We start from the raw sequence: 7,275 nt of genomic DNA on the forward strand, positions 1-7,275 counted from the left end.
GTCGCCGATCAGAACCGCACCCTGCACCCAAACGCCGAGCCCGTGCCCCAGCAGGGCGAGCCCCGCCAGCGGCAACCGCCAGCGTCCCGAGGCCGACGCTCCCAGCAGCAAGGCCGCCAGCGCCCCACCCGCCAGCAACAGCGTCGCGCCATTGGCCAGCGCCCGCAGCAGCATGCTCGCGCGGATCAACCCTTCCGGCGCGTCCATCTCCGGCGCAGTCCCCGATGCTTCTACCGCAACGCCGACCCCGAACAGAATTGTCCCCGCCACCGGATGCGCATCGGCGGAGGTCACGCGGTAACTCAGCGTATACTGCCCAGTCGGCAGCCCCGGCGGCAGTGGCACCTGAATATCGTTATTCTGTGCCCGCGCCGGGCCGGGCAAGGGCAGCTCGCGCCCCGCCCCATCAAGCAGCCGCACCGAGATCGGCGTGACGGGCTCATTGAAACGCAAAAGCGCCGCTGCTGGCGCTGCCTCCAGCGTCGCGCCATCCTCGGGCTCGGCCCCAAGCAACCCGGCGTGGGCCGAAACGGGCAGGGGGGCAACAAGCAGCAGAAAGGCCAGCAGCAGGCGGATCATTCGAGCATTCCCATAGGCTTTGCTGATTAATTCCGAGAGGGCTATTCGCCCTCTCGGGCTCTCCCAACCAGGGCCGACGGCCCTGGACCGTGTCCCCTTGCTACGGCTTCGGCGTGAGCTTCAAGCCGGGGGCCGGTTCTTTCAGGCTATCGGCGCTTTGCCCGGCCGCCGGAATTTCGATCCAACGATGGGCCGCGCCGTCGCATTCCTGCACGACCGGCCACCAGAGCACCGTATTCGGCGCGTCGGGGAGTTTGCCGCGCACGACGAACTCATCGTAATGGGCGTCGAGCAAGGTGCCAGTCCAGATCACTTCGGTCACGCCTTCGGTGATCTTGCCGCCGTGGCCGTCATCGAGCGGTTTTGCCAGCGGGCCTTTGACGATATCGAGGGTCCAACCGGCTTTCGGCATGGCTTTGACGCCGGAAACGCCGTCCGGAATTTTCAGGCGCAGCTTCAGCGTCGGTTTCCCCTCGCAGCCGTGGCCGACGCGAACGACGGCTTTATAGTAGCTGCCTGCGACGGCTTGGCTCGTTTCGAGCGTGGCATGGGCGGAGGCGGCAGAGGCGGCGAGCGTGAGGGCCGCCGCGCCCAGAAGGGCGGCAATCGAACGTTTCATTTTAGATATCCTTCAGAATAGGGAAGTGCGGGCCAAAGCCCGGCTGAAAAATCCACTATCCGAAGAGTGGCGGGTCGCGCGGTCGATAGGGCGACGGGGCCGCATCGGGGGTTCGCACCACGGGGGACAGGACCGGCCAGGGGGCCGCGACAATTGCCAGCGCGGGGAAGGGGACGACCGGCGGCACAGCCGCAACGGCAAAGCGCAGCGGCTGCGGCAGGCAACACAGGATGCAGCTTGCATCGGCATGGCCGGGCGGCGTTCCCGTATCATCGTCGGCACCGCCGGGGGTACAGAAGGCGTTTGCGCCGCCGAACAGACCGGCAAGCTCGGCCCGTGCGACGTTTAATCCGCGCGAATCCGCTGCGGCTGCCGCGAGCGGGGCGACCAGATTGCCGAACAGCGCCGCGATGAGCAGGAGGGCGCTAAAGCGCCGGAACAGGCCCAATCGCATCAGTAGAGCGGTGCGTTATGCTCGACCGTCGCCGCGACGATGGTCAAATCATCGTCGAGATGCCGAACCTGGTTTTCGGTCAGGCGGCGCAGCAGCCCTTCCGGCAGGTCGAGATCCTCGGCCAAGGCGGCATCGCGCCAACGGTTGAACTCGGCTTCGGCCACGCGCGCGCCATCGAAGCAGAAACATTCCGACAGCGCATCGGAATAGACCAGCACGCGCGAGCGCAGCGGCAGCGGCATCGTGGCGTCGATATAGACTTCATGTTCCGAAACGCCGAGCGGCAGGCCGGTGCCCGACAGCGGGATGGTTATCCCCGTATCGCGGTCGTAAACCACCGCCGCTTCCCAGGCCGCGCCGGTATAATGGATGAGCCCCGCCTGCGGATCGACGACGCAATAGAAGGCCGCCGCAAACTGCCCGAACGGCAACAGCCGCGACAGGCGACGGTTCAGCAGCGTCATAAAGTGCCCCGGATGCTGGGCATGATCGCGCAAATCGGCCAGCAGCGCGTGCAGGCGGAAAGCATTCACCGCCGCAACTACGCCGTGCCCGGTAAGATCGCCCAAGAAAATCCCAAGCTTGCCATTGGGCAGGCTGAACGCCGTCCACAAATCGCCGCCGACTTCGGTGGACGGGGCCAGCCGCGCGCTGATTTGAATGTTCAGCGCGTCGCTGATTTCGGCGATTTCCCCCGCCGAGGGTTGCAGGTCGAGCTGCATGCGCCGCGCAACTTCCAACTCGTCGGACACGCGGTCGCGGAACTGGGTCAGTTCCGACAGCAGGCGCCGGTTTTCCATTTGCAGGTTGGCGACATTGCGAATGTTCTTCACGAACAGTTTCAGCAGCATCTGCACCAGCGAGTCCGAGCCCTCAAGGCTCTGGGACAGAATCGCGGCGGGGAAGATGCGGCAGGTCGTCGGCTCTTTCGCCCGCACGGTCGCCATGCGCGGCTTATTATCGATCAGCGCCATTTCGCCGAACAGGCCGCCCGCACCGGTTTCGCCCAGCTTCAGCGCGCCGCCGGGGCCGGATTTGAAGACCTCGACGCTGCCTTCTTCGATGAAATAGAAACAGTCGCCCGGATCGCCTTCCCGGACAATATCCTGCCCTGTCGCAAAGGTGGCGCGTTGCACCAAGCCTTCTTCCGCTGCCGTCGGGGGCGCAGAACTATCGAGATTCAGGGAGGTCGGCGGGTTCGTCATCAATGCTGTATTCGCCAATTTACGCGGCACAATGGCATGAACGCGGGGGGCTTGAATAGGGTTTCCGTACACAGATGACGAAAGTTTCATCTGCTGTTGCACGCGCGACCCTTGCCAAGCCGCAGCCTAGCCCCGTAAAGGAAAGCCGGGCGCGCGCGCGTTCCCCTGACCGCGCCCCATTCCTATCAGACCGGATATCATGGCCCTTTCCGTCGTCATTCTGACCTTCAATTCCGAAGCGAGTATCGCGGCCACGTTGGCCAGCGCCGCGCGCGTTTCCGACGACATTCATGTCGTGGATAGCGGTTCGACCGATCGAACGCTCGATCTGGTGCGGGCGGCGGGGGCACATCTGGTTCATCATCCCTTCGAAAACTACGGCGCGCAACGCAACTGGGCCATCCAAACGTTACCGCTAGCTTACGGCTGGCAGTTGCATTTAGATGCCGACGAAAGATTATCGAGCGGGCTTGTTGATGCCATTTTAGCGCTGCGACAGCAAGCGTTTGCGGGCGATACGGTGGGATATTTCCTCCCCCGCCTGACGATGTTTTTGGGGCGGGAGTTGCGCCACGGCGGGCTTTATCCCAACTGGCACATGCGCCTGTTTAAAACCGGGCATGGCCGCTGCGAAATGCGCAAATACGATCAGCATTTCCTCTGCGACGGCAAGACGGCGCAAATCCATCAGCCGATGCTCGACGATCAACGCATGAGCTTGGCCGAATGGACCGCCCGCCACAATCGTTGGGCCGACGCCGAAGCCGATGAGATCGAAGAAGCCAGCGCCGCCGCCGACTTGGTGCAGCCCGATTTCAGCGGCAATCCCGTGCAGCGTAAGCGCGCCTTAAGGGGTGGCTATTACAAAGCACCCCTCTTTTTGCGGGCATTTCTGTTCTTCCTCTATCGCTACATTATCCGCCTCGGTTTCCTGGATGGGAAGGAGGGGCTGATTTATTACGTCCTGCAAACGCTGTGGTTCCGCTTTTTGGTCGATGCCAAACTCTATGAGCGCCGCCTTGCCCGCCAGGAGCGGAAAGCGTGAGAATCGCCTTTCACGATTACCCCGGCCACGCTTTCCCCGTGCAACTGGCGCGCGCGCTGGCCAAACGCGGCCATGAGGTTCTGCACCTAACCTTCAGCGAGTTCCAAGCGCCGAAAGGCCCGCTCGCCCCCCGCCCAGACGATCCGCCCGGCCTGCATTTGAAAGCGCTCAGCCTCGGCACCGCGTTTAAGAAATATAGTTTCGTCCAGCGCGCGCTTCAGGAGCGCCGCTATGCCAAACTGCTGGTGGAAACAATCGCGGCCTTTCAACCCGACGTGATCCTCGGCGGCAATGCGCCGCTCGACCCGCAGGCGAAGCTGCTGCGCTTCGCCCAACGCCATAAAACCGGCTTTCTGTTCTGGCATCAGGATGTTTACGGCGTTGCGATGGATAAGATCCTGCGCGCGAAAATTCCGGTTTTCGGCGCACTGATCGGCGCCTGGTACAAGGCGCTTGAGAAGCGGCTGTGGCGCGCCTCCGACCGCATCGTCGCCATTACCGATGATTTCGTGCCGCTGCTGACCGCCGAGGGCATTGGCCGGGATCGCATCGCCGTCATCGAAAACTGGGGCGCGCGCGAAGATTTGCCGCCGCGCCCGCAGAATAATCCCTGGTCGCAGGCGCACGGGCTCGTCGGCAAGATTGTGTTCATGTATTCGGGCACCTTGGGACTGAAGCATAATCCGCAGCTTCTGGCCGCCCTCGCCCGCGCCTTCAAGGATGATCCCGACGTGCGCGTGCTCGTCGTCACCGAAGGAATCGGTGCCGATTGGCTGGCCGAGGCCAAGGCGCGCGAGGGGCTCGATAATCTCATTCTGCTGCCGTTCCAACCGTTTGCCGACGTGCCGAACGCCATCGGCACCGGCGCGGCGCTGGTTGTGCTGCTGGAGCCCGATGCGGGAGTCTATTCGGTGCCGTCGAAAACCCTCGCCTATCTCTGCGCCGACCGGCCCCTGCTGGGCGCGATTCCGCTGAATAATCTTGCGGCCAAGCTGATTACTCGCGAAAGGCGCGGGGCTGGTCGCCGCGCCGGAGGATGAGGCGGGCTTCGTTGCCGCCGCCCGCAGCCTGCGCGCCGATCCGGCGTTGCGGGCCGAAATGGCGGCGCGCGGCAAAGCCTATGCCGATCACGCCTTCGATATCGACCGCATCACCGATCAGTTCGAGCGCCTGCTGACCGAGGCCCGTGACCGGGCGCAGGCTTAAGGATTCTCCATGTCGCAACTCATCGACCTCGCCGCCCGTCTCGAAACCCTGCGCACTGCCCGCGTCACCGCCGTCGGCGACGTGATGATGGATCGTTTCGTTTATGGAACGGTCGAACGCATCTCGCCGGAAGGCCCGATTCCGGTGCTACGCATTCAGCGCGAAATCACCGTGCTCGGCGGAGCCGGGAATGTGCTGCGCAATCTGTTGGCGTTGGGCGCGGAATGCTGCTTCGTCTCGGTGGTGGGGGATGATGCCGCCGGGCATGGCGTTACTGCGCTGGTGGCGGCGGAAGCGCGGGTGGAGCCGCATTTGCTGGTCGAAACCAATCGGCAAACCACGGTTAAGACTCGCTTTGTTGCAGGATCGCAACAATTACTCCGCGCCGACCAGGAGGAGATTTCCCCGATCCGCCCGGCAACGGTGGCCGATTTGCTGCGCCGGACGGAAGAGGCGTTGAACGAAAGCGGCGCCCTCACCCTCTCCGATTACGGTAAGGGCGTGCTCTGCCCCGAAACTTTTCGCGCGCTGCTCACCCTCGCCCAGCAAAAGCGGGTGCCGGTGATCGTCGATCCCAAGGGCCGCGACTGGACGCGCTATAATGGCGCAACGCTCGTGACCCCGAACCGCGCCGAACTGGCCGAGGCGACCGGGCTTCCCACCCAGGACGAGGCCGCCATCGTCATCGCCGCCCGCCATATTCTCGCCACCACCAGTATCGAGGCCGTCCTGGTAACCCGCAGCCAAGATGGGATGACCTTGGTCACGCGCGAAGGCGCGCCCTTCCACGTCTCGGCCACCGCCCAAGAAGTTTTCGACGTGTCAGGGGCGGGCGATACGGTCGTCGCTGGCCTTGCCACCGCGCTCGCCGCCGGTTTCTCGCTCACCGACGCCTGCCTGCTGGCCAATGCCGCCGCCGGCATCGTCGTGGGGAAGATCGGCACCGCCGTTTGCCGCCTGGAAGACCTCTCGGCGGCGCTGCAAGGCCGTGATTTGGCGGTGGGCGAGCAGAAGATCATCTCCCACGGACAAATTGCCGATCTCGTGAGCGGCTGGCGGCGGCAAGGCTTGCGCGTTGGCTTCACCAATGGCTGCTTCGACCTCATCCACCCCGGTCACGTCTCGCTGCTGACCCAATCGAAAGCCGCCTGCGACCGGCTGGTCGTCGGGCTGAATACCGACGCCTCGGTGAAGCGCCTCAAGGGCGATAGCCGCCCGGTGCAGTCGGAAATGGCGCGCGCCATCGTGCTCGCCTCAATGGCCGCCGTCGATGCCGTGGTGCTGTTTGGGGAAGACACGCCGCGCGATCTGATCGCCGCCGTGGAACCCGATGTGCTGGTCAAAGGCGCCGATTACACGGTCGAAACCGTGGTGGGGTCGGACCTTGTGCTGAAACGCGGCGGTAAAGTGCTGCTGGCGACCCTCGAAGCCGGGTTTTCGACCACGAATACGCTGAAGAAGATCGCCGGGCAGTAGGGCCGTTCCCCTCAACCGTTCAGTTTCGCAAAATGGGCGTTGCAGATCGTGGCGACGAACTCGGTCAGCAACCGCCCACACGCCTCGGCGTCCAAGGCGCTTGCGGGCAAGGTTTCCAGCAGCTTTTCGCGCGGGTCGAGGCGCTGCACCGTGAGCACGCCGGTTCGATCAAAGCCGATGCGCAGCTTTTCCCCCTCCGGCTGACCGTCGAAAAACAGCACGAACAGGATCGAGGAAATGAAGGGCTCCGGCCCGCGCTGGGGAATATCGCGCAGGTGAATGCCCGCTTCGTCCAATGCCTCGTTCACATCGTGCAGCGCGTGCTGAAGCCGAGGCAGATACTGCGTGCGCCAAAGCTCGCGGCAGCGCAGTAACTGGCTGGCCTCCTGCTCGGCGGATTCCCGCGCCGCGCGGTCGCGCGCCGAGATAATGCCGTCGATGCTTTTTTTCTGCGCGATGATCGTGGCCAAAGCGGCGTGATACGTGTGCGTCATGAGCGTGTTCCTCCGTCCTCCCGGTCATTCTCACGCACTAACATGGACAGAGTGTGTGCGGCGCGGTAAGCATGACGGGTGACTTTCGATAAAATACGGCACTCCTTAAGGACTGTTGGACGGCGTACGGCCTGCCCCCATGTCTTGCGCAACAATCCGCCCGAGCGGACAGAAGAGCCGAAGGTGAGAACATGAAR

General features: G+C 63.8%; 8 protein-coding genes. 3 read left to right on the forward strand and 5 right to left on the reverse strand.

The window, feature by feature from the left end; all coding sequences use genetic code 11:
• The 4 genes from VZ95_RS11380 to VZ95_RS21920 form a co-directional block, all read right to left on the reverse strand.
• The coding region (locus VZ95_RS11380; protein ID WP_045775946.1) for a copper resistance CopC family protein at window positions 1-579 on the reverse strand (579 nt) is incomplete at its 3' end.
• A 100-nt stretch (window positions 580-679) separates the two neighbouring features.
• Window positions 680-1,198 (reverse strand): YcnI family protein, encoded by a 519-nt coding sequence (locus VZ95_RS11385; RefSeq protein WP_045775947.1) that lies wholly within the window; start codon window positions 1,196-1,198, stop codon window positions 680-682.
• Window positions 1,199-1,253: 55 nt separating this feature from the next.
• Window positions 1,254-1,652, reverse strand: coding sequence for a hypothetical protein (locus tag VZ95_RS11390; RefSeq protein ID WP_045775948.1), 399 nt, complete (start codon window positions 1,650-1,652; stop codon window positions 1,254-1,256).
• Window positions 1,652-2,857: a PP2C family protein-serine/threonine phosphatase gene (locus VZ95_RS21920; RefSeq protein WP_052711692.1), complete on the reverse strand. Its 1,206-nt coding sequence runs from the start codon at window positions 2,855-2,857 to the stop codon at window positions 1,652-1,654. The genes VZ95_RS11390 and VZ95_RS21920 overlap by 1 nt, the downstream gene beginning before the upstream one ends.
• 199 nt (window positions 2,858-3,056) lie before the next feature.
• Here VZ95_RS21920 and VZ95_RS11400 point away from each other — a divergent pair, with 199 nt between their 5' ends.
• The 3 genes from VZ95_RS11400 to rfaE1 all read left to right on the forward strand — a co-directional run bounded on the left by VZ95_RS11400 (window position 3,057) and on the right by rfaE1 (window position 6,584).
• A complete protein-coding gene (locus VZ95_RS11400) occupies window positions 3,057-3,902 on the forward strand; it encodes a glycosyltransferase family 2 protein (RefSeq protein ID WP_045775949.1) in 846 nt (281 codons plus the stop codon).
• On the forward strand, window positions 3,899-4,942 hold the full coding sequence (locus VZ95_RS21925; protein WP_052711693.1) for a glycosyltransferase: 1,044 nt from the start codon (window positions 3,899-3,901) through the stop codon (window positions 4,940-4,942). The genes VZ95_RS11400 and VZ95_RS21925 overlap by 4 nt, the downstream gene beginning before the upstream one ends.
• 175 nt (window positions 4,943-5,117) lie before the next feature.
• Window positions 5,118-6,584 carry a D-glycero-beta-D-manno-heptose-7-phosphate kinase gene (rfaE1, locus tag VZ95_RS11420; protein WP_045775953.1) on the forward strand — a complete coding sequence of 489 codons (1,467 nt, stop codon included), beginning with the start codon at window positions 5,118-5,120 and terminating at the stop codon, window positions 6,582-6,584.
• 11 nt (window positions 6,585-6,595) lie between these two features.
• On the opposite strand, the gene VZ95_RS11425 is transcribed toward rfaE1, so the two are convergent.
• Window positions 6,596-7,078: a hypothetical protein gene (locus tag VZ95_RS11425; protein WP_045775954.1), complete on the reverse strand. Its 483-nt coding sequence runs from the start codon at window positions 7,076-7,078 to the stop codon at window positions 6,596-6,598.
• Window positions 7,079-7,275: the final 197 nt, after the last annotated feature.

Source organism: Elstera litoralis (assembly GCF_000963705.1).
Classification (GTDB): domain Bacteria; phylum Pseudomonadota; class Alphaproteobacteria; order Elsterales; family Elsteraceae; genus Elstera; species Elstera litoralis.